29 protein-coding genes and 1 riboswitch are annotated in these 23,087 nt (G+C 60.4%); of the genes, 19 read left to right on the forward strand and 10 right to left on the reverse strand.

The window, feature by feature from the left end:
- Position 1 precedes the first annotated feature (1 nt).
- Both MRY17_RS04275 and MRY17_RS04280 read right to left on the reverse strand, forming a co-directional pair.
- Positions 2-526 carry a KdsC family phosphatase gene (locus tag MRY17_RS04275; protein WP_124422396.1) on the reverse strand — a complete coding sequence of 175 codons (525 nt, stop codon included), beginning with the start codon at positions 524-526 and terminating at the stop codon, positions 2-4.
- A complete protein-coding gene (locus tag MRY17_RS04280) occupies positions 527-1,501 on the reverse strand; it encodes a KpsF/GutQ family sugar-phosphate isomerase (protein WP_191956372.1) in 975 nt (324 codons plus the stop codon). It abuts the gene before it with no gap.
- A 310-nt stretch (positions 1,502-1,811) separates the two neighbouring features.
- Between MRY17_RS04280 and MRY17_RS04285 the strand changes: the two genes are divergently transcribed.
- From MRY17_RS04285 to hisC, 10 genes are all read left to right on the forward strand, one after another.
- Complete coding sequence (locus MRY17_RS04285; protein WP_057724577.1) at positions 1,812-2,621, forward strand: ATP-binding cassette domain-containing protein; 810 nt, start codon at positions 1,812-1,814, stop codon at positions 2,619-2,621.
- Positions 2,621-3,418 carry a lipid asymmetry maintenance ABC transporter permease subunit MlaE gene (gene mlaE / locus MRY17_RS04290; RefSeq protein WP_057724578.1) on the forward strand — a complete coding sequence of 266 codons (798 nt, stop codon included), beginning with the start codon at positions 2,621-2,623 and terminating at the stop codon, positions 3,416-3,418. Before MRY17_RS04285 ends, mlaE begins: the two co-directional genes overlap by 1 nt.
- Positions 3,418-3,885, forward strand: coding sequence for an outer membrane lipid asymmetry maintenance protein MlaD (gene mlaD / locus MRY17_RS04295; RefSeq protein ID WP_057724579.1), 468 nt, complete (start codon positions 3,418-3,420; stop codon positions 3,883-3,885). Before mlaE ends, mlaD begins: the two co-directional genes overlap by 1 nt.
- Before the next feature lie 11 nt (positions 3,886-3,896).
- The gene (locus MRY17_RS04300) at positions 3,897-4,544 is read left to right on the forward strand and encodes an MlaC/ttg2D family ABC transporter substrate-binding protein (RefSeq protein ID WP_057724580.1); all 648 of its coding nucleotides are present in this window, start codon (positions 3,897-3,899) and stop codon (positions 4,542-4,544) included.
- The gene (locus MRY17_RS04305; RefSeq protein WP_181282663.1) at positions 4,541-4,846 is read left to right on the forward strand and encodes an STAS domain-containing protein; all 306 of its coding nucleotides are present in this window, start codon (positions 4,541-4,543) and stop codon (positions 4,844-4,846) included. The genes MRY17_RS04300 and MRY17_RS04305 overlap by 4 nt, the downstream gene beginning before the upstream one ends.
- Before the next feature lie 115 nt (positions 4,847-4,961).
- A complete protein-coding gene (locus tag MRY17_RS04310; protein ID WP_003188597.1) occupies positions 4,962-5,201 on the forward strand; it encodes a BolA family protein in 240 nt (79 codons plus the stop codon).
- Positions 5,202-5,224: 23 nt separating this feature from the next.
- Positions 5,225-6,490 carry a UDP-N-acetylglucosamine 1-carboxyvinyltransferase gene (gene murA, locus MRY17_RS04315; protein WP_065951621.1) on the forward strand — a complete coding sequence of 422 codons (1,266 nt, stop codon included), beginning with the start codon at positions 5,225-5,227 and terminating at the stop codon, positions 6,488-6,490.
- A 212-nt stretch (positions 6,491-6,702) separates the two neighbouring features.
- Positions 6,703-7,338 (forward strand): ATP phosphoribosyltransferase, encoded by a 636-nt coding sequence (gene hisG / locus MRY17_RS04320; RefSeq protein ID WP_027604802.1) that lies wholly within the window; start codon positions 6,703-6,705, stop codon positions 7,336-7,338.
- 126 nt (positions 7,339-7,464) lie between these two features.
- On the forward strand, positions 7,465-8,784 hold the full coding sequence (gene hisD, locus MRY17_RS04325; RefSeq protein ID WP_243353340.1) for a histidinol dehydrogenase: 1,320 nt from the start codon (positions 7,465-7,467) through the stop codon (positions 8,782-8,784).
- Between the two features lie 3 nt (positions 8,785-8,787).
- Complete coding sequence (gene hisC / locus MRY17_RS04330; RefSeq protein ID WP_181282661.1) at positions 8,788-9,840, forward strand: histidinol-phosphate transaminase; 1,053 nt, start codon at positions 8,788-8,790, stop codon at positions 9,838-9,840.
- A gap of 128 nt (positions 9,841-9,968) precedes the next feature.
- Here the strand turns inward: hisC and MRY17_RS04335 are convergent, their stop codons facing one another.
- Entirely contained in the window at positions 9,969-11,243 is a 1,275-nt protein-coding gene (locus MRY17_RS04335; RefSeq protein WP_191951652.1) for a uracil-xanthine permease family protein, read from the reverse strand.
- A 2-nt stretch (positions 11,244-11,245) separates the two neighbouring features.
- A complete protein-coding gene (gene upp, locus MRY17_RS04340) occupies positions 11,246-11,884 on the reverse strand; it encodes a uracil phosphoribosyltransferase (RefSeq protein WP_003188608.1) in 639 nt (212 codons plus the stop codon).
- Between the two features lie 163 nt (positions 11,885-12,047).
- On the opposite strand from upp, the gene MRY17_RS04345 reads away from it, so the two are divergent.
- The 3 genes from MRY17_RS04345 to MRY17_RS04355 all read left to right on the forward strand — a co-directional run bounded on the left by MRY17_RS04345 (position 12,048) and on the right by MRY17_RS04355 (position 13,554).
- Positions 12,048-12,605 carry a hypoxanthine-guanine phosphoribosyltransferase gene (locus MRY17_RS04345; RefSeq protein WP_153838886.1) on the forward strand — a complete coding sequence of 186 codons (558 nt, stop codon included), beginning with the start codon at positions 12,048-12,050 and terminating at the stop codon, positions 12,603-12,605.
- A gap of 5 nt (positions 12,606-12,610) precedes the next feature.
- Positions 12,611-13,078, forward strand: coding sequence for a WbuC family cupin fold metalloprotein (locus MRY17_RS04350; protein ID WP_065951624.1), 468 nt, complete (start codon positions 12,611-12,613; stop codon positions 13,076-13,078).
- 188 nt (positions 13,079-13,266) lie between these two features.
- The gene (locus MRY17_RS04355) at positions 13,267-13,554 is read left to right on the forward strand and encodes a PA4642 family protein (protein WP_243353341.1); all 288 of its coding nucleotides are present in this window, start codon (positions 13,267-13,269) and stop codon (positions 13,552-13,554) included.
- A gap of 103 nt (positions 13,555-13,657) precedes the next feature.
- Here MRY17_RS04355 and mqo read toward each other — a convergent pair whose 3' ends face one another.
- Together mqo and MRY17_RS04365 are read right to left on the reverse strand one after the other, a co-directional pair.
- On the reverse strand, positions 13,658-15,196 hold the full coding sequence (gene mqo, locus MRY17_RS04360; RefSeq protein ID WP_181282658.1) for a malate dehydrogenase (quinone): 1,539 nt from the start codon (positions 15,194-15,196) through the stop codon (positions 13,658-13,660).
- Between the two features lie 702 nt (positions 15,197-15,898).
- Positions 15,899-16,132 (reverse strand): hypothetical protein, encoded by a 234-nt coding sequence (locus tag MRY17_RS04365; RefSeq protein ID WP_065951627.1) that lies wholly within the window; start codon positions 16,130-16,132, stop codon positions 15,899-15,901.
- 182 nt (positions 16,133-16,314) lie between these two features.
- Between MRY17_RS04365 and MRY17_RS04370 the strand changes: the two genes are divergently transcribed.
- Positions 16,315-16,899 carry a YajG family lipoprotein gene (locus MRY17_RS04370; protein WP_057724591.1) on the forward strand — a complete coding sequence of 195 codons (585 nt, stop codon included), beginning with the start codon at positions 16,315-16,317 and terminating at the stop codon, positions 16,897-16,899.
- A gap of 57 nt (positions 16,900-16,956) precedes the next feature.
- Here MRY17_RS04370 and MRY17_RS04375 read toward each other — a convergent pair whose 3' ends face one another.
- Entirely contained in the window at positions 16,957-17,166 is a 210-nt protein-coding gene (locus MRY17_RS04375; RefSeq protein ID WP_181282657.1) for a hypothetical protein, read from the reverse strand.
- A 184-nt stretch (positions 17,167-17,350) separates the two neighbouring features.
- On the opposite strand from MRY17_RS04375, the gene MRY17_RS04380 reads away from it, so the two are divergent.
- Positions 17,351-17,599, forward strand: a complete 249-nt coding sequence (locus MRY17_RS04380) for a hypothetical protein (protein WP_181282656.1) — start codon at positions 17,351-17,353, stop codon at positions 17,597-17,599.
- A 119-nt stretch (positions 17,600-17,718) separates the two neighbouring features.
- Here MRY17_RS04380 and MRY17_RS04385 read toward each other — a convergent pair whose 3' ends face one another.
- Complete coding sequence (locus tag MRY17_RS04385) at positions 17,719-18,882, reverse strand: 1-acyl-sn-glycerol-3-phosphate acyltransferase (protein WP_243353342.1); 1,164 nt, start codon at positions 18,880-18,882, stop codon at positions 17,719-17,721.
- A gap of 131 nt (positions 18,883-19,013) precedes the next feature.
- On the opposite strand from MRY17_RS04385, the gene MRY17_RS04390 reads away from it, so the two are divergent.
- The 4 genes from MRY17_RS04390 to MRY17_RS04405 all read left to right on the forward strand — a co-directional run bounded on the left by MRY17_RS04390 (position 19,014) and on the right by MRY17_RS04405 (position 21,071).
- Complete coding sequence (locus MRY17_RS04390) at positions 19,014-19,196, forward strand: CPXCG motif-containing cysteine-rich protein (protein WP_191956374.1); 183 nt, start codon at positions 19,014-19,016, stop codon at positions 19,194-19,196.
- A 15-nt stretch (positions 19,197-19,211) separates the two neighbouring features.
- Complete coding sequence (locus MRY17_RS04395; RefSeq protein ID WP_243353343.1) at positions 19,212-19,472, forward strand: putative signal transducing protein; 261 nt, start codon at positions 19,212-19,214, stop codon at positions 19,470-19,472.
- Between the two features lie 37 nt (positions 19,473-19,509).
- Positions 19,510-20,130 (forward strand): SOS response-associated peptidase, encoded by a 621-nt coding sequence (locus MRY17_RS04400; RefSeq protein ID WP_243353344.1) that lies wholly within the window; start codon positions 19,510-19,512, stop codon positions 20,128-20,130.
- Between the two features lie 122 nt (positions 20,131-20,252).
- Positions 20,253-21,071, forward strand: a complete 819-nt coding sequence (locus tag MRY17_RS04405; RefSeq protein WP_057724598.1) for a M48 family metallopeptidase — start codon at positions 20,253-20,255, stop codon at positions 21,069-21,071.
- A 149-nt stretch (positions 21,072-21,220) separates the two neighbouring features.
- Here the strand turns inward: MRY17_RS04405 and MRY17_RS04410 are convergent, their stop codons facing one another.
- Entirely contained in the window at positions 21,221-21,805 is a 585-nt protein-coding gene (locus MRY17_RS04410; RefSeq protein ID WP_005784895.1) for a TMEM165/GDT1 family protein, read from the reverse strand.
- 88 nt (positions 21,806-21,893) lie between these two features.
- Positions 21,894-22,015: riboswitch (yybP-ykoY riboswitch) on the reverse strand.
- A 50-nt stretch (positions 22,016-22,065) separates the two neighbouring features.
- On the reverse strand, positions 22,066-23,064 hold the full coding sequence (locus MRY17_RS04415; protein ID WP_181282652.1) for a class I SAM-dependent methyltransferase: 999 nt from the start codon (positions 23,062-23,064) through the stop codon (positions 22,066-22,068).
- Positions 23,065-23,087 lie beyond the last annotated feature (23 nt).

The following is a 23,087-nucleotide window of genomic DNA, read 5'->3' on the forward strand; positions in this document are numbered from 1 at the left end:
TCTATAGGTAGGCGGCGTGGGCCGCTTCAAGACTGCCCTGGGCACGCAGGATCAATTCGCAGAACTCGCGGGCGGCACCTTCGCCGCCACGGGCGGTGGTTATGCCATGGGCGTGTTCACGCACAAACGCTGCGGCATTGGCGACGGCCATGCCCAGGCCCACCCGGCGGATCACCGGCAGGTCAGGCAGGTCGTCACCCAGATAGGCGACCTGTTCATAGCTTAGGTCGAGTTGGCCAAGAAGCTCGTCCAGTACCACCAGTTTATCCTCGCGGCCCTGATACAGGTGAGCAATCCCCAGGTTTTGTGCGCGGCGTTCCACAACGGGAGTCTTTCGACCACTGATAATCGCGGTTTGCACGCCTGCGGCCATCAACATCTTGATGCCCTGGCCGTCGAGCGTGTTGAACGTCTTGAATTCGCTGCCGTCTTCGAGAAAGTACAGGCGGCCATCGGTCAGCACGCCATCGACGTCGAATATCGCCAACTTGATGTTTTTACCGCGTTGCAACAGGTCGCTGGTCATTTACATCACTCCCGCACGCAACAAGTCGTGCATGTTCAGGGCGCCGATCGGGCGGTCGTTGTCATCGACCACCACCAGCGCGCCGATCTTGTGGTCTTCCATGATTTTCAAGGCCTCGGCCGCGAGCATCTCGGGGCGAGCGGTCTTGCCATGGGGCGTCATCACGGCATCAATGGTTGCGGTGTGGATGTCGATGGTGCGGTCCAGGGTGCGACGCAAATCACCGTCGGTAAACACGCCGGCCAGTCGCTCGTCGGCTTCCAGGATCACGGTCATGCCCAGGCCCTTGCGGGTCATTTCCATCAGCGCATCCTTGAGCAGGGTGCCGCGTTGGACATGGGGCAATTCATCGCCCGCATGCATGACGTTCTCCACCTTCAGCAGCAAGCGACGGCCCAGGGCGCCACCGGGGTGGGAAAAGGCGAAATCTTCAGCCGTGAACCCGCGGGCTTCCAGCAATGCCACCGCCAGGGCGTCGCCCATGACCAGCGCGGCGGTCGTGGAGGAGGTGGGCGCCAGGTTCAGCGGGCAGGCTTCATGGGCGACATGAACGTTCAGGTTCACTTCGGCAGCCTTGGCCAGCGTCGAATCCGGGTTGCCGGTGACGCTGATCAGCTTGATGCCCAGGCGCTTGATCAACGGCAGCAGGGTCACGATTTCATTGGTGGTGCCGGAGTTGGACAGTGCCAGAATCACGTCATCCCGCGTGATCATGCCCATATCGCCATGGCTGGCTTCGGCCGGGTGCACGAAGAACGCCGTGGTGCCGGTGCTTGCCAGTGTGGCGGCGATCTTGTTGCCGATGTGGCCGGACTTGCCCATGCCAACCACGACAACGCGGCCCTTGCTGGCCAGAATCATCTCGCAGGCGCGTACGAAATCTGCGTCGATATGGGCCAGCAAACCTTCTACGGCTTCCAGCTCGAGGCGGATGGTGCGTTGTGCGGATTGGATAAGGTCGCTGGATTGGCTCATGTCTGAAATCGTATAGCCTGACGAAAAGTCGGCGATTATAGCGGTAATGATCAATTCCCTCACGCAAGTTCGTCAGGCTTTATTCCGAAGGTCTGCCTGATTCGTCTCAATTATCACTGCGCGCTGAGTTTTTTCACTGTCCTGAATCTGAACAAGCACTGTTCCGGCCTTGGGGGCGCTGTATCAGCAGTGATATAGTTCGCGGCCAGTTCGGTCCGCCCAACCCATGGCGCAAACATTTGCGCATCCGCGGCAAACGAAAGCCGCATACATGGTGTCTGAGTGAAAGGCTGCATCCCAAGGAGATTAGATGAGTGCCGATAACGCCTACGCGGTCGAGCTGAAGGGCCTTTCCTTCAAGCGCGGTACGCGCAGCATCTTCAATAACGTCGATATTCGCATTCCTCGCGGAAAAGTCACGGGCATCATGGGGCCTTCCGGTTGCGGCAAGACCACCTTGTTGCGCCTGATGGGCATGCAATTGCGCCCCAGTGCCGGCGAAGTGTGGGTCAACGGCCAGAACCTGCCGACACTGTCGCGCAGCGATCTGTTCGATGCACGCAAGCACATGGGGGTTCTGTTCCAGAGCGGCGCGCTGTTTACCGACCTCGATGTTTTCGAGAACGTCGCGTTCCCGCTGCGGGTGCACACCCAACTGTCCGATGAGATGATTCGGGACATCGTGTTGCTGAAACTGCAGGCCGTAGGGCTTCGCGGGGCCATCGACCTGATGCCTGACGAATTGTCCGGCGGCATGAAGCGCCGTGTCGCGCTGGCGCGAGCCATCGCACTGGACCCGCAGATCCTCATGTATGACGAGCCTTTCGTGGGCCAGGACCCGATCGCCATGGGCGTGCTGGTGCGCCTGATCCGTCTGCTCAACGACGCATTGGGCATCACCAGCATCGTGGTGTCCCACGACCTGGCTGAAACCGCGAGCATCGCTGACTACCTCTATGTAGTGGGTGATGGCCAGGTGCTGGGACAGGGGACGCCGGAAGAGCTGATGAACGCCGATAATCCGCGCATTCGCCAATTCATGACCGGCGATCCCGATGGCCCGGTGCCTTTTCACTTTCCGGCAGCGGACTACCGCGCAGATCTTCTGGGGAAGCGCTGATGCGCAAAACATCTATTATCGAGAAGGTTCGCCTTTTCGGTCGCTCGGGCATCGACATCGTCGAAGTCCTCGGGCGTTCGACCATTTTCCTGTTCCACGCCTTGCTCGGCCGCGGCGGCATCGGCGGCGGCTTTGGCTTGCTGCTCAAGCAGTTGCATGCGGTCGGCGTGATGTCCCTGGTGATCATCGTCGTCTCCGGGGTGTTCATCGGCATGGTGCTGGCGCTGCAAGGCTTCAATATTCTGTCCAGCTACGGTTCCGAGCAGGCGGTAGGGCAGATGGTCGCCCTGACGCTGTTGCGTGAACTGGGGCCGGTGGTGACCGCCTTGCTGTTCGCCGGACGTGCCGGTTCGGCACTGACCGCTGAAATCGGCAACATGAAGTCCACCGAACAGCTGTCCAGCCTGGAAATGATCGGCGTGGACCCGCTCAAATACATTGTTGCCCCGCGCCTGTGGGCCGGCTTCATTTCCCTGCCGCTGCTGGCGATGATCTTCAGCGTGGTCGGGATCTGGGGCGGCTCCTGGGTGGCGGTGGACTGGTTGGGCGTCTATGACGGTTCCTACTGGGCCAACATGCAAAACAGCGTGACCTTCACGGGCGACGTGCTCAACGGCATCATAAAGAGCATCGTCTTCGCCTTTGTAGTGACCTGGATCGCCGTATTCCAAGGCTATGACTGTGAGCCCACTTCAGAAGGGATCAGTCGCGCCACCACCAAGACCGTTGTGTACGCCTCGCTGGCGGTACTGGGCCTTGACTTCATTTTGACCGCCTTGATGTTTGGAGATTTCTGATGCAAAACCGCACTGTGGAGATCGGTGTCGGCCTTTTCTTGCTGGCTGGCATCCTGGCTTTACTGTTGCTGGCCCTGCGGGTCAGTGGCCTGTCGGCCAGCCCCACCGCCGACACTTATAAACTTTATGCGTACTTCGACAATATCGCCGGTTTGACGGTCAGAGCTAAAGTGACCATGGCTGGCGTAACCGTCGGCAAGGTCACGGCAATCGATCTGGATCGCGACAGCTTCACCGGGCGAGTGACGATGCAACTGGACAAGAAGGTAGATAATCTGCCGACTGACTCCACGGCATCTATCCTCACTGCGGGTCTGCTGGGCGAGAAGTACATCGGTCTCAGCGTTGGCGGGGAAACAGCCCTGCTCAAGGATGGCTCGACAATCCACGACACACAGTCGTCGTTGGTACTTGAAGACTTGATCGGTAAATTCCTGCTCAACACGGTCAATAAAGACGCCAAATGAGGAATCTGTTCATGATCTCTACCTTGCGACGCGGCCTTCTGGTGCTGCTTGCAGCGCTGCCATTGATGGCCAACGCAGCCGGTTCCGCCCACGAACTGGTGCAGGACACCACCAACAAAATGCTGGCCGATCTGTCGGCCAACAAGGAAAAGTACAAACAGGACCCGAGCCAGTTCTACAACGCGCTCAACAGCATTGTCGGTCCGGTGGTGGATGCCGAAGGCATTTCCCGCAGCATCATGACCGTCAAGTATTCGCGCAAGGCTACACCTGCGCAGATGCAGCGCTTCCAGGAAAACTTCAAGCGCGGCCTGTTCCAGTTCTACGGCAACGCCTTGCTTGAATACAACAACCAGGGCATTACCGTGGCTCCGGCCGGTGATGAGTCGGGTGACCGCACCAGCGTCAACATGAGCGTCAAGGGCAACAATGGCGCTGTGTACCCTGTGCAGTACACGCTGGAGAAGGTCAACGGCGAGTGGAAACTGCGCAACGTGATCATCAACGGCATCAATATCGGCAAGCTGTTCCGCGACCAGTTCGCCGACGCAATGCAGCGCAATGGCAACAACCTGGACAAGACCATTGATGGCTGGGCCGGTGAAGTGGCCAAGGCCAAGGAAGAAACCGATAAAGCCGCCGAGAAGCCAGCACAATGACCGAGTCGGCTGTTCGTATCGGCGGCGCCGGCGAGTTGTTGCTCAGCGGTGTGCTGGATTACCGTACCGGGCCTGACCTGCGCAAGCAGGGTCAGGCACTGATCGAAGCCAGCAGCGCGCCTGCGCTGGTGGTCGATTGCTCGGCGGTGACCAAGTCCAGCAGCGTCGGTCTGTCGTTGCTGCTGTGCTTCATGCGCGATGCGCAAGCGGCAAAAAAGCCGCTGAGTATCCGTGCGTTGCCTGAAGACATGCGCGAGATTGCCGAGGTTTCCGGCCTGACCGAGCTGTTGGCACACCCTTAATACACATTTATCACGAAAGCCCCCCGTCAGAGTCCTGCTATGCGGGGTTCGCAGGCGCGGGGCTTTTTTGTATGATGTGCGACCCGTGCGCACTGGGCGCCGATAGAGGTTGAGCATGCAGGCCCTAGAAGTTAAGAGCTTCCTTGAAGGAAAGCTGCCGGAAACGACTGTTGAAGTTGAAGGCGAAGGCTGCAATTTCCAGCTGAACGTGATTAGCGATGAACTGGCGGCGTTGAGCCCGGTCAAGCGTCAGCAGCAGATCTATGCCCATTTGAACCCATGGATCACCGATGGCAGCATCCATGCGGTCACTATGAAATTTTTCAGCCGCGCGGCCTGGGCCGAGCGCACCTGAGCCCCCAAGGCGTCGAGATTCTTATGGATAAATTGATTATTACCGGTGGTGCCCGCCTCGATGGCGAGATCCGCATTTCCGGTGCGAAAAACTCCGCCTTGCCGATTTTGGCGGCGACCCTGCTGTGCGACGGCCCTGTGACTGTGGCCAACCTGCCGCACCTGCACGACATCACCACCATGATCGAGCTGTTCGGTCGCATGGGTATCGAGCCGGTGATCGACGAGAAGTTGTCCGTCGAAATCGACCCACGCACCATCAAGACCCTGATCGCCCCGTACGAACTGGTGAAAACCATGCGTGCATCGATTCTGGTGCTCGGCCCGATGGTCGCGCGTTTCGGTGAAGCCGAAGTAGCCCTGCCTGGCGGTTGCGCCATTGGTTCGCGTCCGGTCGACCTGCACATCCGTGGCCTTGAAGCCATGGGCGCGATCATCGACGTCGAAGGCGGCTACATCAAGGCCAAGGCGCCGGAAGGCGGCTTGCGTGGGGCCAACTTCTTCTTTGATACCGTCAGCGTGACCGGTACCGAGAACATCATGATGGCCGCTGCCCTGGCCAATGGCCGCAGTGTCCTGCAAAACGCCGCGCGCGAGCCGGAAGTGGTCGACCTGGCGAACTTCCTCAACGCCATGGGCGCGAAGGTTTCCGGCGCCGGCACCGACACCATCACTATCGATGGCGTAGAGCGTCTGCACACCGCCACCTACAAAGTCATGCCTGACCGCATTGAAACCGGCACTTACCTGGTTGCCGCTGCCGTCACCGGCGGCCGCGTGAAGGTCAAGGACACCGATCCGACCATCCTCGAAGCCGTGCTGGAAAAACTCAAGGAAGCCGGTGCTGAAATCACCACCGGTGAGGACTGGATCGAGCTGAACATGCATGGCAAGCGGCCAAAAGCCGTCAATGTGCGTACAGCGCCGTACCCGGCATTCCCGACCGACATGCAGGCGCAGTTCATTTCCTTGAACGCGATCGCTGAAGGCACCGGTGCCGTGATCGAGACCATCTTCGAAAACCGCTTCATGCATGTGTACGAACTGCACCGCATGGGCGCCAAGATCCAGGTCGAGGGCAACACCGCCATCGTCACCGGCATCGACAAGCTCAAGGGCGCGCCAGTGATGGCAACCGACCTGCGTGCTTCGGCCAGCCTGGTGATTTCGGCACTGTGCGCTGACGGCGACACCCTGATCGACCGCATCTACCACATAGACCGTGGCTACGAGTGCATCGAAGAAAAGCTGCAGATGCTTGGCGCTAAAATCCGCCGCGTACCGGGCTAGTCCCCGCTGCTCTGTAGGAGCGAGCTTGCTCGCGAAAAACTCATGTACACCGCGTTGACCCTGAGTGAACGCGTTATCGTTGACGTTCTTCGCGAGCAAGCTCGCTCCTACAATCCTGGTTTGTTTCAAGTCGAGGCTGTAAGGGCCTCGATCTGTGTCTGGCGCCATTTGCGACCAGGCAGCAATAGCCTGATGAAGGACTGACATTTTCCATGTTGACCATCGCACTGTCCAAGGGCCGCATCCTTGACGACACGTTGCCGCTTCTGGCTGAAGCGGGCATCGTGCCGACCGAGAATCCGGACAAGAGCCGCAAGCTGATCATCCCCACGACCCAGGACGACGTGCGCCTGCTGATCGTGCGGGCTACCGACGTGCCGACCTACGTTGAACATGGCGCCGCCGACCTGGGTGTCGCCGGCAAGGACGTGCTGATGGAATACGGTGGCCAGGGTCTCTACGAGCCTCTGGACCTGCGTATCGCGCTGTGCAAGCTGATGACCGCCGGCCGTGTCGGCGATGTCGAGCCCAAGGGCCGCCTGCGGGTGGCGACCAAGTTCGTCAACGTCGCCAAACGCTACTACGCCGAACAAGGCCGTCAGGTCGATATCATCAAGCTCTATGGCTCGATGGAGCTGGCGCCGCTGATCGGCCTGGCCGACAAGATCATCGACGTGGTCGACACCGGCAACACCTTGCGCGCCAACGGTCTCGAACCCCAGGATTTCATTGCCGACATCAGCTCGCGCCTGATCGTCAACAAAGCATCAATGAAGATGCAGCACGCCCGTATCCAGGCGTTGATCGACACCCTGCGCCAGGCAGTGGAGTCTCGACACCGCGGTTGACACACCCGCGTAGCCCAAAGGCTGCGCCCGTCTATCCGCCTCATAGCCAGAATTCTCAGGTGCCCAAGCGGAGCGAACGGTAGTTTAGGGCGCCTGAGTTTTTGCCAATCCTATGAGGCCCTCGCTATGACCACGTCCACTGCAATTGCCCGACTCAACGCTGCCGACCCGGATTTCGCCCATCATCTGGATCATCTGCTGAGCTGGGAAAGCGTGTCCGACGACTCGGTCAACCAGCGGGTGCTCGATATCATCAAAGCCGTGCGCGAGCGCGGCGATGCGGCACTGGTGGATTTCACCCGTCAGTTCGACGGCCTGGACGTCAAGTCCATGGCCGACCTGATTCTGCCCCGCGAACGCCTGGAACTGGCCCTGACGCGTATCACCGCGCCCCAGCGTGAAGCGCTGGAAGTGGCGGCGGCGCGGGTGCGCAGCTATCACGAAAAACAGAAACAGGATTCCTGGAGCTACACCGAGGCCGACGGCACCGTACTGGGCCAGAAGGTCACGCCGCTGGACCGCGCGGGCCTGTACGTGCCCGGTGGCAAAGCCTCATACCCGTCGTCGGTGCTGATGAACGCGATCCCGGCCAAGGTGGCGGGCGTGACCGAAGTGGTCATGGTGGTGCCGACCCCGCGTGGCGAACTCAACGAGCTGGTACTGGCCGCCGCCTGCATCGCTGGCGTCGACCGCGTGTTCACCATCGGCGGTGCCCAGGCCGTGGCCGCCCTGGCCTATGGCACTGAAAGCGTGCCGAAGGTCGACAAAGTGGTGGGGCCGGGCAATATCTACGTCGCCACCGCCAAGCGCCATGTATTCGGCCAGGTCGGTATCGACATGATCGCCGGACCTTCGGAAATCCTCGTGGTGTGTGACGGCCAGACCGACCCGGACTGGATCGCCATGGACCTGTTCTCCCAGGCCGAGCACGACGAAGACGCCCAGGCGATCCTGGTCAGCCCCGACGCCGCTTTCCTCGATCAGGTGGCCGCCAGCATCGATAAGTTGCTGCCCACCCTGGAACGCGCCGAGATCATCGAGAAATCGATCAACGGCCGCGGCGCGTTGATTCTGGTGAGCGACATGGAGCAGGCCATCGAAGTGGCCAACCGTATCGCGCCGGAGCATCTGGAGCTGTCCGTGGCGGACCCACAGGCCTGGCTGCCGTCTATTCGTCACGCCGGCGCGATCTTCATGGGGCGCCACACCAGCGAGGCCCTGGGCGACTACTGCGCAGGTCCGAACCACGTGCTGCCGACCTCCGGTACCGCACGTTTTTCCTCGCCGCTGGGGGTGTATGACTTCCAGAAGCGCTCGTCGATCATCTTCTGTTCCCCCCAGGGCGCGTCCGAATTGGGCAAGACCGCTTCGGTGCTGGCCCGTGGCGAGTCACTGAGCGCCCACGCGCGCAGTGCTGAATACCGCATTCTTGAAGAGGGGAAATGAGGCATGAGTAAATTCTGGAGCCCTTTCGTCAAGGATCTCGTGCCTTACGTACCCGGCGAACAGCCGAAGCTGACCAAACTGGTCAAGCTCAACACCAACGAAAACCCCTACGGCCCATCGCCCAAGGCGCTGGCGGCGATGCAGGCCGAGTTGAACGACAACCTGCGTCTGTACCCGGACCCTAACAGCGACCTGCTCAAGCAGGCTGTTGCCGGCTATTACGGGATCGATGCGGGCAAGATATTCCTCGGCAACGGTTCCGACGAAGTCCTGGCGCACATCTTTCACGGCCTGTTCCAGCACGAGCTGCCGCTGCTGTTCCCGGATATCAGTTACAGCTTCTATCCGGTGTATTGCGGCCTGTATGGCATCAGGTTCGACGCGGTGCCATTGGACGAGCAGTTCCAGATTCGCACGGCCGACTATGCGCGGCCCAACGGCGGGATCATTTTCCCCAACCCGAACGCGCCGACCGGCTGCGTGCTCGCGCTGGACGCCGTGGAGCAGATCCTCAAGGCCAGCCCGGACTCGGTGGTGGTGGTCGACGAAGCCTATATCGACTTCGGCGGCGAGACGGCCATCAGCCTGGTGGACCGCTATCCCAACCTGCTGGTCACCCAGACCCTATCCAAATCACGCTCACTGGCCGGTTTGCGGGTGGGCCTGGCCGTGGGCCACCCGGACCTGATCGAGGCGCTGGAGCGGGTCAAGAACAGCTTCAACTCCTATCCGCTGGATCGGCTGGCAGTCGCTGGCGCAGCCGCCGCTTTCGATGACCGTGAATACTTTGAGAAGACGTGCCGTTGGGTGATCGACAGCCGCGAGAAGCTGGTCGCCCAGCTGCACGCCAAGGACTTCGAAGTGCTGCCGTCAGCCGCCAACTTCATCTTCGCCCGCCATCCCCGGCACGACGCTGCCGGGCTGGCGGCCAAGTTGCGTGAACAGGGTGTGATCGTGCGGCACTTCAAGCAGGAGCGGATTGCCCAGTTCCTGCGGATAAGCATCGGTACGCCGGAGCAGAACCAGGCGCTGATTGATGGCCTGGGCGAGCTCTAAGCCACACTGGAGATAAAAATGTGGGAGGGGGCTTGCCCCCGATAGCGGAGTGTCAGTCAACAGATGTATTGACTGACACACTGCCATCGGGGGCAAGCCCCCTCCCACATTGGGTTCCAAGGTGCTAGTTAGAGCAGTGGTTCTTCAGGCTTCTTGTTCTTCCAGCCATCATTGCCCGGCAGCAGCAGGTTCAAACCAATCGCCACCACCGCACACAGGGCGATGCCCTTGAGGCCGAAGTCATCCGGGCCGGTGCCGGTCCCCACCAGCACACCGCCAATCCCGAACACCAGGGTCACCGACACAATCACCAGATTGCGTGCTTCACCCAGGTCGATCCTGTGGCGGATCAGCGTATTCATCCCCACCGCCGCAATCGAGCCGAACAGCAGGCACAGAATCCCGCCCATCACCGGCACCGGAATGCTTTGCAGCAGCGCGCCGAACTTGCCGATGAACGCCAGGCTGATCGCGAACACCGCGGCCCAGGTCATGATTTTCGGATTGTAGTTCTTGGTCAGCATCACCGCGCCCGTCACTTCGGCGTAGGTGGTATTGGGCGGGCCGCCAAACAGGCCGGCGGCCGTCGTGGCAATCCCGTCACCCAGCAAGGTGCGGTGCAGGCCAGGCTTCTTCAGGTAGTCGCGGCCGGTCACGCTGCCTACCGCAATCACACCACCGATATGTTCGATCGCAGGGGCCAGGGCCACCGGCACGATAAACAGGATCGCCTGCCAGTTGAACTCCGGCGCAGTGAAGTGGGGCAGGGCGAACCACGGCGCAGCCGCGATCTTTGCCGTGTCGACCACGCCAAAGTAGAACGACATGGCAAAGCCCACCAGCACGCCGGAGATGATCGGCACCAGGCGGAAAATGCCCTTGCCGAACACGGCCACGATCAAGGTGGTCAGCAGTGCCGGCATCGAGATCAGCATGGCCGTCTGGTAGTGGATCAACTCGGCGCCGTCGCCGGACTTGCCCATCGCCATGTTGGCGGCAATCGGCGCCATGGCCAGGCCGATGGAAATGATCACCGGGCCGATCACGACCGGCGGCAGCAGTCGGTCGATAAAACCGGTGCCTTTGATCTTCACGGCAAGGCCCAGGAAGGTATAGACGAAACCCGCCGCCATCACCCCGCCCATGGTCGCCGCGAGGCCGAATTGGCCCTTGGCGAGAATGATCGGGGTGATGAACGCAAAGCTCGATGCCAGGAACACCGGCACCTGCCGCCCTGTCACCACCTGGAACAGCAACGTGCCCAGGCCTGCGGTGAACAGTGCGACGTTTGGATCAAGACCGGTGATCAGCGGCATCAACACCAGCGCGCCAAATGCCACGAAGAGCATCTGTGCGCCAGACAGGATCTGGCGCCAAAGCGGGTCGTTGAATTCATCCTGCATGGTCACGCGTCCTTCTGCTTGGTGCCGAAGATCTTGTCACCGGCATCGCCCAGGCCTGGGATGATGTAGCCGTGTTCATTCAAGCGTTCGTCGATGGAAGCGGTGTAGATCTGTACGTCAGGGTGCGCTTTCTCGACGGCGGCGATGCCTTCGGGAGCGGCAACCAGCACCATGGCGCGGATATCGCGGCAGCCGGCTTTCTTCAGCAGGTCGATGGTGGCGACCATGGAGCTGCCGGTGGCGAGCATCGGGTCGATGATCATGGCCAGGCGCTCGTTGATTTCCGGGACGAGTTTTTCCAGGTAGGTGTGGGCCTGCAGTGTTTCTTCATTGCGGGCCACGCCCACGGCGCTGACCTTGGCGCCCGGGATCAGGCTGAGCACGCCTTCGAGCATGCCGATACCGGCGCGCAGGATCGGGACCACGGTAATTTTCTTACCGGCGATTTTCTCGACTTGTACGGGACCGGCCCAACCGGGGATCTCGTAGGTCTCCAGGGGTAAATCCTTGGTGGCTTCGTAGGTGAGCAGCGCTCCGACTTCCTGAGCAAGCTCACGGAAGTTCTTCGTGCTGATGTCGGCGCGGCGCATAAGGCCGAGTTTGTGTCGGATCAGCGGGTGGCGGATCTCGCGAGTGGGCATGGGAAAGGCTCCGGCGGCGGGCAAAAAAACCGGCCTAGATTAATCTATCCGAGGGTGTTGTCCTATAGACATCAAGTACGTTAGTCCATAAAGGCTTGATTGGAGCGCACGAGAAGCGTACCTTCGCCCGCTTTTCTTGCCACAGCACCCCCTGGAGAGCGCCATGTCCGCTGATCTCGAGCATATCCGTCAAATCATGCACGAGGCTGACTGCCTGTACACCGAAGCGCAAGTGGAAGCTGCGATCGCCAAGGTCGGCGAGCACATCACCCGCGAAATGGCCGACACCAACCCAGTGGTTTTCTGCGTGATGAACGGTGGCCTGATTTTCGCCGGCAAATTGCTCACCCATCTGCAATTTCCCCTGGAAGCGTCTTACCTGCACGCCACCCGCTATCGCAACGAAACCAGTGGCGGCGATCTGTTCTGGAAGGCCAAGCCGGAAGTTTCGTTTATCGACCGTGACGTGCTGATCATCGATGACATCCTCGACGAAGGGCATACCCTGGGCGCGATTATCGACTTCTGCAAACATGCCGGCGCACGCAAAGTACACACTGCCGTGCTGATCGACAAAGACCACGATCGCAAGGCGCGTCCCGAGCTGAAAGCCGATTTCGTCGGGCTGCCGTGCGTCGATCGCTATATCTTCGGGTATGGCATGGACTACAAGGGCTACTGGCGTAACGCCAATGGCATCTACGCCGTTAAAGGAATGTAAAATCGATGGCCCGTTTTCTTGATCAGACCTTATTTGCAGAGTTGGCCGAGAAAGCGGGCGACAGCCCCCGTGGCCGGCACCATCACAACTTCCACCAGATGGAAGAACCGTGTCATCGCCTCGCCGTGGCCCTGCAACCGAGTACCTATGTGCCGCCTCATCGGCACCTGAGCGCGGACAAGGCGGAAACCTTGCTGGTGCTCAAGGGCCGCTTGGGTTTGCTGATATTCAGCGAAACCGGTGAAGTCATCGCCAAGCGCGTCATGCAGGCGGGCGGCGAGTGCGCGGGCGTCGACCTGCCGCCCGGCGTATTCCATGGCCTGGCAGTGCTGGAACCCGATACGGTGATGTTCGAATGCAAGGCCGGGCCCTATCGACCCGTGGGCGAGGGTGAGCAAGCCGCGTGGGCGCCGCGCGAAGGCGATGCCGGTGTGGCCGACTACCAACGCTGGATGCTCGCCCAGTTCGATTGAGCTGACCACAATCCAAATGTGGGAGGGGGCTTGCCCCCGATGAGGTTGGGTCAGGCACACAGGTATGGACTGACACACCGCTATCGGGGGCAAGCCCCCTCCCACATTGGCTCTTCGACGCTTTCGAAGCCTGTGCACCACAGGTAGACTTCAAACCCCGTGTCAATGTCTGCAGGCTGGAGTCGGTAATGCGTAAAGATAAAATACAGGTGATCGGTGACGAGATCGGCGACGACCAGATCAAGTTGTTCCTGAACTTCGAACCGGTCGATGCGACTTCTGCGTCCCTGCACAAACTGATCAAGGCCTATCGCGGCCTGCGTATCGACGACTTCGAGCGCTTCCTGGGGTTCTTCAAGGAAGCTGGCCTGGACCTGGACGGCAAGGACGAGCATGGCCAGACCTTTGTCGACCTGATCAAGGACCAGCGCAACGCCGCCGAGTACATTGCGCTGATCGACAAGGCTCGCGGCTGATTATCCGAAGCAATAAAAAACGCCCCGGCCTCATAAGAGTCCGGGGCGTTTCGCTTTTAACGGTAGGAGCGAGCTTGCTCGCGAAGAACCTGAGAGCGCCGCGTTAATCCACTTGCGCTGCGTTATCGTTGACGTTTTTCGCGAGCGAGCTCGCTCCTACAGGTTCCACCAGCTCCAGGCTGATGTTGTTCTGCGTGCTGATCCTGCGATAGAGCTCGGCATCCGTCTCCAGCACTTTTTCGCGCGCCGGGAAGATCTCGTGCAGCTTGGTCGCCCATTCGCCTTTGGCTTTCTCAGGGAAGCAGCGTTCGATCAATTCCAGCATGATCGACACCGTCACCGAAGCGCCCGGCGAGGCGCCCAGCAGCGCCGCGAGCGATCCATCCCTGGCGGCAACCAGTTCGGTGCCGAATTGCAGCACGCCGCCTTTCTTCGGGTCCTTCTTGATGATCTGCACGCGTTGGCCGGCCACTTCCAGGCGCCAGTCTTCGGCTTTCGCTTCGGGGTAGAAGCGGCGCAGGGATTCCAGGCGCTGCTCCATGGACTGGCGCACTTCGCTGACCAGGTACTTGGTCAGGTCCATGTTGTCGCGGGCCACAGCCAGCATCGGACCGATGTTGCCGGCGCGAATCGACATCGGCAGGTCGAGGAACGAGCCGTGCTTGAGGAATTTGGTGGTGAACCCGGCGTAGGGTCCGAACAACAGCGACTTCTTGCCATCCACCACGCGGGTGTCCAGGTGCGGCACCGACATCGGTGGCGAACCCACGGCGGCCTGGCTATAGACCTTGGCCTGGTGCTGCTTGACCACTTCCGGATTGTCGCAACGCAGCCACTGGCCGCTGACCGGGAAACCGCCGAAGCCTTTGCTTTCTTCGATGCCCGACGCCTGCAGCAGCGGCAGCGCCGCACCGCCGGCGCCGAGGAACACGAACCGGGCATCCACTTCGCGGCTGTTGCCGCTGTTGACGTCCTTGATGCTGACGGTCCAGCCGGCGCCATTGCGCTTGAGGCCGGTGACGCGCTTGCAGTACTTGACCTGGGCGTCCGGCGCACTGGTCAGGTGGTTGAGCAGCTGATTGGTGAGGGCGCCAAAGTTGACGTCAGTGCCATTCATCACGCGGGTTGCTGCGATTTTTTCATCGAGTGGGCGGCCCGGCATCATCAGCGGCATCCACTCTGCCATTTCGCTGCGGTCCTCGGTGTAATGCATGTCCGAAAACGCATGGTGCTGGCTGAGGGTTTCAAACCGCTTCTTGAGGAAGGCAACGCCATTGTCGCCCTGCACGAAACTCAAGTGCGGGACCGGACTGATAAAGGACTTGCACGAGCCAAAGGTGCCTTTTTTGGCCAGATACGCCCAGAACTGCTTCGAGACCTCGAACTGGGTGTTGATGTGCACCGCTTTCTTGATGTCGATGGAACCATCGGCGGCCTGCGGCGTGTAGTTCAGCTCGCAGAGCCCGGCGTGGCCGGTACCGGCGTTGTTCCACGGGTTGGAACTCTCCGCGGCACCCGAGTCCATCAGCTCAACGACTTCCAGCTTGAGGCCGGGGTCGAGCTCTTTGAGCAGCACGGCCAGGGTGGCACTCATGATGCCGGCCCCTACCAGAACTACGTCGACTGCTTCGTTATGCGCCATTTAACGCGTCTCCAAAATCTGCAGCACCAAATTGATGGCATGGCTGCCAGGAGTGACGGGGCGGTTCACGTGTTGCCCCAGGTTACCCATGGCCAGGATCGCCATGTCCGTTTCGCAATTCCTTGCAACTTCAGCGCACGCTTCCTGCCCGGCTAATCCGCCTATGAACGCATTCATGGGCGCCTGTGGCAATTCGACTTATGGTCAAAGCGTGCGATTCGTGCAATCAATCCGTAGCGGACAGGCTCAAGCTCCGGTTATCGAGGAGCGTTCGGTCCTGTGTTGGGCTGTTTCAGACGCTGATGGTGCTTGTACAAACGCCAAACTATTCATTTGCTCGCCACACTCTTGTGAAGTTGTGAAAACCCGTTTTTTTCACGCTCTTTTGAAGACGTGAACCTCAAAAAAGGGCTGCCCCAGCCTGGCACCTGGCCCGCGAAACGGGCAAACAACTCAAGTGGCCGAGCGCAATGGCAGCTCTGGCAGATTCGATAAAGACGGGTGGTTTGCACAGGAAACAGCAAGCACGCCAGCTTCACTCGATCTGTGTGGGCGGCTCTCTGTGGGCGATTTGGAGGTTAATGCCAAGGCAATAACGATGCTGCGGGGCCCGATCAGGAGACGTCCTTATAATCGGGGGGAGATTGTAGCGAAGAACGCCAGGGAAATGGGCGTGTTTTATGACTTTTATTAGTGCGCCGGTCAGGAGGCCAACGCCTGGCGCGATTGTGCGCGTACAAATTGCGGGCTGACCCTGGCGCTGGCGGGCAGCGGACGGTGCATCCAGCCCAGATGGGTCTCAGCCACTTCGACCCAGCCTTCACCGACGGGCGGCAGGCTGCATTGCTTGAACGCAAGGCAATGACCGTGGGCATCGAGCAAGGCAAAGTGGCGGTGGCGGCTGTGTGACAGGAACAGGGACTTGAGAAGGCGCATGGCGATGTACCGGTTGCGTTACATGCTTGAAGGTTGTCAGTCTGGCATGACATTGGAATGACGCTTTTATGCGAAATTGTAATTTGCCGATGCCTTCAGCCGAGGTTCAGGATCGCTGGTGGGTGATGCGCGTGCACCGTTATACTGGCGACCTGTCTGCGCCTAGTCCTGGAGAAATGAGTATGTTGCAACGCCTGTTGTTCGGTTTGATCACTGTGACCAGTTTGGCTTTGGTTGGCTGCGCCAACAGCCCGCAACAACTCAGCCCGCAACCCAAAGTCACGGCGCAGTTGGCCCCGGTCGGTCACGGCCAGCCCGTGTCGGTGCGTGTAGTGGACGGTCGTCCGTCGCCGACCCTCGGCTCCCGTGGTGGCCTGTACCCGGAGACCGCGCTGATTTCGGTAACCGGCCAGGACGTGCTGCCCAAGTTGCAGGCCCAGGCAGAAGCCGCCGTGCGCTTGCTGGGCTTTACCCCGACCAATTCGCCAGGTGCACCGCAATTGACCGTGACCCTGGCCGAGCTGAAATACCAGTCGCCCAAGGAAGGCCTGTATGTGACCGAAGCGTCCATCGGCGCAACCTTCAAGTCCGACGTCAGCGCCGGTACCCGACGCTACAGCGGCCGTTATGCCGCGTCCCTCAACCAGCGCTTCGGCATGTCGCCAAATCAGGAAACCAACACCAAGCTGGTCAGCGACGTGCTCAGCGATGCCCTGACCCGGCTGTTCAAGGACCCAAGCATCGGCCAGTTGCTCAGTTCACAGTAAGCTGGTCAAAGAAAACCGGGCTCATCGCTGAGCCCGGTTTTTTTATGCCTGCCGCATTCACGCGGCGGTATCAACGTAAAAATCCAGCATGCTCACGCCCGTGAATAAATCCAGCTCCGGCAGGTCGGCATGCGGGTGCCCGGCGAGGGCGCAATACACCAGCCAATGGCGGTCCTGGACATTGAACGCAAGGCCGCCGATCAGTGCTTCCTGTTCATCGCTCGGGGCGATCAGATACAGCCGGTCCTGGTTTTGCGCGTGCAGCATGACAAGCTCCTCAAACGTCGAAGGGCAACAGAGTGGCCCGTTAAGGTGACGTTCAGGTGACGCTGTAAATTACTGGATACATTAAACCGTCAATGGGGAGGGAGCATTAAAGGCGCAGGGAGCCACTATCGTTCAGGTTCGTATCTGGACCGATACCCGAATACTGTCTCGCCGAGGTTTTACGATGGCGCTGCTGATCAATGCTGTTGCCCTGATGGTTGCCTGCTGCGGCGCCATACTGTTGTTTATCACTCGCCTGCTGGCGCAACGGGCGATGGCCGAACTCACCGCGCAAAGTGAAGAACGCGCCATTGACCAGCCGATGCTGTTTCTGGACACGCGCACCGAACGGGCGCATCGCCAGGCTTACCGCGTCGGGTTCACCGGCTTGGGAGTGGCGCTGGCCATGTCCTGGCTCAGCACCCACTTCTAAGAACACCTGCAGACAAATGTGGGAGGGGGCTTGCCCCCGATAGCGGTGGGTCAGATACAGATAGGCTTACTGACACACTGCAATCGGGGGCAAGCCCCCTCCCACATTTTGTTCGATGTTTACAGGGGGATCCCTGCCTTGACCCGGTATTGATTGCGCACCGGCGTCGCGTATTGCGTCACCAGATACGGACGATGCTCTGACGGGCATTCGTTCAAGCGCCGCTGCCACTCGGCCTTCGCCTTGGCCAGCTCATCGGCCGGGAATACGTCTTCGGCCTCTGGCACATCCAATTGCGGGTCGGCATCGTGCCATTGGGCGTACGCCAGGTAGTGCACCGGGAACAACCGGTAACCGCCGAGAATCTGCCGGTCCATTTCGGCAGCCAGCAGTTTGGTGTCTTCGAAGCGCTCGGTAATCGGCGGCGCGAAATTCACGTGTACCCGGCCTTTGTAGCCGGTGATGCCCAGCGCAATGCTCACGTCATCCTCGCCCGGCGCTTTGCAGTAGGTGCCGGTGGTGGCGCGGATATACAGCTCGCGGGCCTTGGCGGCGTCGCATGGATCATATTCATAGCTGATCGACACCGGTGTCAGGTGCAACGACTGGATAACTTCGGCGAACGGCTCGTCCTTGCGGCTGACGTGGAACATCTTGAGGATCGCCGATTCGGTGCGATCATCCCCATCCTTGGCCCGGCCTTCGGCCTGGGCGATCCAGATCGACTGGCAGTCGTTGCGAATCGAATGGTTGATGTAGGCCGACAGCAACTGGTAGGCCGCCATCTTTTCCTTTCGCCCGGTAATCGAGCGGTGCACGATGAAGCTCTTGTTCAAGCGCATCAGGTCGCTGACAAAGGGCTTCTGCAGCAGGTTGTCGCCGATGGCGATGCGCGGCGTCGGCAGGCCGGCGTGGTAGACGGCGTAGTTGACGAAGGCCGGGTCCATCACGATGTCGCGGTGATTGGCCAGGAACAGGTAGGCGGTGCCGGATTTCAATTGCTCGACGCCGGTGTAGGTCACGCCGTCGGTCGCGCGGTCGATGGTGTGGTCGACGTAATACTCGACTTTATCCTGCAGCGTGGCCACGGTGGTGACGCCGGCGAACTCACGGCGCAGCTTGCGTGCGATCATCGGCTTGAGCAGCCAGCCCAGCGCGCCGGCAAAGCGCGGGAAGCGAAAGTGAGTCAGTATGTCCAGAAAGGCCTTGTCACTGAACAGCCGGTCCAGCACTGCCGGGACTTCGCTGTCGTTGTAAGGTCGGATGGTATCGAATTCGCCCATCATGCTCTCTTGTTGGAAACGGCTAGGGTAAGTAAGGAAATACCAGGGGCGGCGTGAGTAAACGGACTCAGCCGGGAATAGCCCTGTCAATAGACCGGCGATTATACGCACAAGTCACCTGGGAGACTGCGATGCTGGAAACTGCGCTGTACGATTGTCCTTATTGTGGGGAAAGGGTCGAAACGACGGTGGATTTGTCCGGCGGTGATCAGGTTTATATAGAAGACTGTCAGGTGTGCTGCCGACCCATCACTTTCGACCTGCAGGTTCATGGAAACGAGTGGATGCTCGAAACCCGCAGCGAGAACGAATAAACAACAGGTATTTCCATGCAGCGAATCTACGAACCGGAAAACCTCATGGAAGGCGAGCTGCTGCAACAGATGCTTGCCAGCGAAGGCATCGAGGCGCACCTGGTGGGCCGCCATTTGCTCGGCGGCACCGGCGAACTGCCGATATTCGGCCTGCTCGGGCTGGAAGTCGATAATGACCAGGCCGCCAGTGCCCGCGAGCTGATCACGGGCTATATCGGCGCGCAACCCATACCCGGGGATGAACCCGACAGCTTCCCCGACGTACTGGTCTGTTAGGCTGTCGGTCGGTTTACCCCAAGAGTCGTGTTGCCCCATGTGTGGACGTTATGCCCTGTTTCGCTGGAACCCCGCCTTTGCTGCCTTGCCGGGTTTCCCGGCCGACCAGCAGGCCCAGTGGAACATTTCCCCCAATGATTCGGTGTTGATCCAGCGCGCCATCGACGGCCAGCTCAGCCTGGCGCGCGCGCGCTGGGGGCTGACGCCGCCGTGGCTCACCGACCTCTCGCGCACGCCTGCCCATGCCCGCGCCGAAACCCTGGCCGAGCAGCCGATGTTCCGCGAGGCGTTCCGCCAGCGTCGTTGCCTGCTGCCGGCCAACGGGTTTTACGAATGGCGCGGCACCCAGCGCAAACGCCCATACTGGCTGACGCCGGGGGAGGGCTCCACGCTGTTTTTTGCGGCTATCTGGGAAGCATATCCCGTGCAGGAGCAGGTGTGGCTGAGCACGGCGGTGGTCACTCAAGCGGCGCAGGCCCAGCGCCGACCGTTGATTCTGGATGAAGCGGGGCAGGCCGCCTGGCTGGATCCCGAGACGCCGCTGCAGGTGCTGCAAAGTCTGTTGGCCAGTGAGCCCGCCGTTTTGCGCGAGCGGGTGCTGGCCAACATGGTCAACGATCCCAGGCTCAATGGGCCCGAGTGCCTGACCCCGGCTTGATCCTGAACTTATCTACCGGCACGTGAGCTGGATCCGAAATACAGCGGTTAAATGTCTGTTGTATCTGGCGCCGATACAAATGTCCGCCTACGATACGCGCCATGTTTCCAGGGAGCGTATTCATGAAAAAGTCATTGGCGGTAAGCGGGTTGGTTGCAGCGATGCTGCTGGCAGGGTGTCAGTCGGTCAACACCACCAGCGGCGGTGCGGTTGGGGTTGAGCGCAAGCAGTACATGTTCAGCATGCTGTCGAGCCAGGAAGTCGACCAGATGTATGCCCAGTCTTACCAGCAGACGCTGGGCGAAGCCAGTGGCAAAGGGGTTCTGGACAAGACCAGCGCCAACGCCAAGCGCGTGCAGGCTATCGCCAATCGTCTGATTGCCCAGGCCCCGACCTTCCGTCCGGATGCGGCGCAATGGAAGTGGGAAGTGAACCTGATCAAGAGCGATGAGATGAACGCCAACTGCGGGCCGGGCGGCAAGATCCTGGTGTACAGCGCGTTGATCGACAACCTCAAGCTCACCGATGATGAACTCGCCGCTGTGATGGGCCATGAAATCGCCCACGCCTTGCGTGAACACGGCCGCGAAGCCATGTCCAAGGCCTACGGTATCGAGATGGCCAAGCAGGGCGCCGGCGCGATATTCGGGCTCGGCCAGGACAGCCTGGCGCTGGCCGATACCGTGGCCAACTACGGCATGACCTTGCCCAACAGCCGCAGCAATGAAAACGAAGCCGACCTGATCGGCCTGGAGCTTGCCGCCCGCGCCGGCTACAACCCGAACGCGGCTATCACGCTGTGGAACAAGATGGCCAAGGCTTCCGAAGGCGCGCCGCCGGAATTCATGAGCACTCACCCGGCGTCTGATAGCCGTATCGCCTCATTGCAGGCGGCGATTCCGAAGGTGATGCCGCTGTACCAGCAGGCCAAGAAGTCCTGATATTCCAAGCCTGATAAAGATCCAAATGTGGGAGGGGCGGTGCGACGATTCGACTTGCCTCCGATGGCGGCCTCTCAGCCAAGTATTCATCAGTTGACCCACCGCTATCGGGGGCAAGCCCCCTCCCACATTGGATTGGATTTGCAGATTTAAATCCAGCCGCTGCTCTGCATGGCCTTGTACACCGCCACAATCGCCAGTACAAAAAACGCCGTAGCTGCCAAACGCCGAATCAAGGTCAGCGGCAGCTTCTCCGCCGCGAAATTCCCCGCCAGCACCACCGGCACGTTGGCAATCAACATGCCTAAAGTGGTCCCGATAATCACCAGCCACAACTCCGGATACTGCGCTGCCAGCATCACCGTGGCGATCTGGGTCTTGTCACCGATTTCCGCGAGGAAGAACGCAATCAGCGTGGTCAGGAACGGCCCGAACTTGCGGGTGGTGCTGGCTTCGTCATCGTCGAGTTTGTCCGGCACCAGAGTCCACAACGCCGTGGCGCAGAAGCTCGCCGCAAGAATCCAGTGCAGTACCGCATCGGAGAAAAAACTCCCGAACCAGGCCCCCACCGCGCCGGCAGCTGCATGGTTGGCCAGGGTCGCGGCGACGATGCCGGCGATGATGGGCCAGGGCTTGCGAAAGCGAGCGGCGAGAATAAGCGCGAGCAGTTGCGTCTTGTCGCCGATTTCGGCCAGGGCAACGATTGCGGTAGGAACGAGCAGTGAATCCAGCATCAGGTAGGTTTCCAGGGGCGGGTCGACACGGCTATGACACGTACAGCCTTCCCGCCCCGGGTAAGGTGTGCGTGTCATAGGTCTTGTCAGACCCCGGTCCGTCTGTGCGGACTCCTGGGTCGCATACGCCATGGTCTGCTGACCAAGTATGTTGACGTATGCCGGACGAGCATGGCGCTCGTGGGAGACTACTCCCCTAGGACGGAGCGGATTCTGCCTAGGCAAAATCCATTCGGCAAGCCTTCTTTTTCAAACGCCCGTCAGGGACGCTTGGCCCGGTAGATGCGAAAGCCATTGCCCTCGGCCTTGATCGCGCAGATGCCCAAGTGCTCTTCGATCAATGGCTGGTACTTGAGGAAACTGTTCGCGACCAAGCGTAGTTCGCCGCCTTTTGCCAGGTGTTTGCCGGCTTTTCGCAGCAGATTTTCCGTGGCGAAGTAATCGGTGTGCACGCCTACATGGAACGGTGGATTGGTTAGAATCGCATTCAGGCCCTGAGGTGCCGCATCGATGCCATCACCGGTCAGCACTTCGGCTTCCAGACCGTTCGCAGCCAGGGTCAGGCGGCTGCTGGCGGCGGCGAACGCATCCACATCCAGCATCGTCACGGTGTTGTGCGGATAGCGACGCTTGACGGCCGCGCCCAGCACGCCGGCACCGCAACCGAAGTCCAGCAGATGGCCGCTGGGCAGCTTGTCCAGATGTTGCAGTAACAACTCGGTGCCGCGATCCAGACGGCCGTGGCTGAACACCCCCGGCAAGCTCACGACTTTCAGCGGGCCTTCGGCCAAGGGCACCTCGAACACCTGCGCCAGGCTCTCCAGTTCTACGGCCTGGGGAGCGTTGGCCACGGTGATCTGCCATAGCTGGCAATGCCGCGCGCTGTCGAGTTTGCGCGGTTTGCCGAAGGGTGCCAGTTGCTTGGCGGCGCTTTCGATGCCGCCTTTTTTCTCACCGACCAGAAAGAGCTCGGCGCCGGGCAGTCGCGCGGCCACGGCATTGAGCAGGTAGTCGGTGAGGTCCTTGGACTTGGGCAGGAAGATCACCGCCGCGTCGAATTCGCGCTCGGGCACATTCACACCGAACTGGCTGCGCTGCGCAAAGCGGGCGTCGAGCGCTGCCTGGTCGCCGGCATGCCAGCACCAGCCGTGTGCGTTGGGCAAGCGCCCGAGCAAGTCGTCGGCAGGCAAACCCACCAGCAGCAGCTTGCCCTGAAAAAGTTCGGCCTGGCGAAGCAGTACTTCACTGCGCGGATCCATGGTCTGCTCCTTGAAAAAGGGGC

This window comes from Pseudomonas orientalis (assembly GCF_022807995.1).
Taxonomy (GTDB): Bacteria; Pseudomonadota; Gammaproteobacteria; order Pseudomonadales; family Pseudomonadaceae; genus Aquipseudomonas; species Aquipseudomonas orientalis_B.